The following is a 300-nucleotide window of genomic DNA, read 5'->3' as shown; positions in this document are numbered from 1 at the left end:
CGTACGCCCTTATTAGCTTAACCGTCGATGTCGTTGGTCTTCTAAGACGCCGGCTACTCTCATAGCCGGTGAAACTCATAAAGAGTTTGCTTCAAATTAGAAATTTGATGTCGTTACTGTTATCTGGTTTTCAAAGAACATAGGCGGATAAGCGTAAGCTTTCCGCTTGAGAGTGTGACCTCTCAAAACTAAACAGAAGCACAGGAGCGAAACCTGTGTTGAAACTTGTTTGAGCTTCAAAAGCTCCTTAGAAAGGAGGTGATCCATCCCCACCTTCCGGTAGGGATACCTTGTTACGAC

Annotated in this window: 1 protein-coding gene; it reads right to left on the bottom strand. The window is 44.7% G+C overall.

The features are described 5' to 3' along the window. Positions 1-96 precede the first annotated feature (96 nt). The coding region (locus tag FGB90_RS19895; protein WP_210237274.1) for a hypothetical protein at positions 97-300 on the bottom strand (204 nt) is incomplete at its 5' end.

Origin of the sequence: Alteribacter natronophilus, from assembly GCF_006007885.1 — a bacterium.
GTDB classification, from domain to species: domain Bacteria; phylum Bacillota; class Bacilli; order Bacillales; family Salisediminibacteriaceae; genus Alteribacter; species Alteribacter natronophilus.
Note: the sequence above shows the minus strand (reverse complement) of the source record. Positions and strands in the feature narration are given on the sequence as shown.